This is a genomic window from Vibrio sp. 1978, assembly GCF_033344345.1.
Map to the genome: position 1 here is coordinate 1 of NZ_JAWPOP010000250.1, position 875 is coordinate 875.

Genomic DNA, 875 nt, shown 5'->3' on the forward strand with positions numbered 1-875 from the left:
AGCAAGGTACTCGATATTACCTAAATCAGCGTACTGCAAGCGTTGTTTGGCTTGGTCTGGCGATCGGGTCAGTAACACTATCTGATGAGTGGTGAGCAGTTTGAGTAACTCAGACCCTATAAACCCAGTTCCACCTGTAAGTAATATCTTCATAGCATCTCTTTGAATGTCAATATATTAGAACATTATAGTCGTTTTGCGCCTCGCTTGATCAGTTCAGCGCTGCTTATCATGTGTTCTCCCATCTTTCAGATAAATTTTCGTGGTGGCTCATCCAGTTCACATATTAGGAAAATGTAACCAAATGTTAGTGGTGACATAAGGTTGTTCACGTTTGTGAGTAGAAATTTATGCCACACTGAGAGTAGATGATAAGGATATCACCGGACAGGTCTCGCTTTCAGAGCCAATAACTTGTTCGTCAATGGGAGGATTTGCATGGAAGCACTCACTGCTTTGTTCCGCGCTCTGTTTAACAGTGCCCGCGATCTTCTTCCTATTGTGATTGTTATTACCTTCTTCCAATTGGTGGTTCTGCAAGAGCCTTTACCTAACTTGGTCTCGATTCTTTTTGGTTTGTTGTTGGTCATTTTAGGCCTGACGTTTTTTATTTTCGGGCTAGAACTCGGCTTGTTCCCCATTGGCGAAAATATGGCACAAGCCTTTGCTCGAAAGGGCAGTGTGTTTTGGTTATTGATTTTTGCGTTTTGCTTGGGGTTTGGAACCACTATCGCAGAGCCGGCATTGACTGCTGTTGCAGAAGAGGCCTCAGAGGTGGCGGCTGAAGGCGGGATGATCCCTAATTCCGAACAATCCATGACGGAGTATGGCGTTGGCCTGCGGATAACGGTGGCTTTTTCTGTTGGGGTTGCGAT

Annotated in this window: 2 protein-coding genes; one reads left to right on the plus strand and one right to left on the minus strand. The window is 44.9% G+C overall.

Translation table 11 applies throughout. The annotated features are described in order from the left end of the window. Window positions 1–153 (minus strand): NAD-dependent epimerase/dehydratase family protein (locus R8N49_RS25870; RefSeq protein ID WP_318190301.1); only part of this gene is annotated, 153 nt, incomplete at its 3' end. Window positions 154–438: 285 nt separating this feature from the next. On the opposite strand from R8N49_RS25870, the gene R8N49_RS25875 reads away from it, so the two are divergent. Continuing rightward, the coding region (locus R8N49_RS25875; protein WP_318190300.1) for a DUF1538 family protein at window positions 439–875 on the plus strand (437 nt) is incomplete at its 3' end.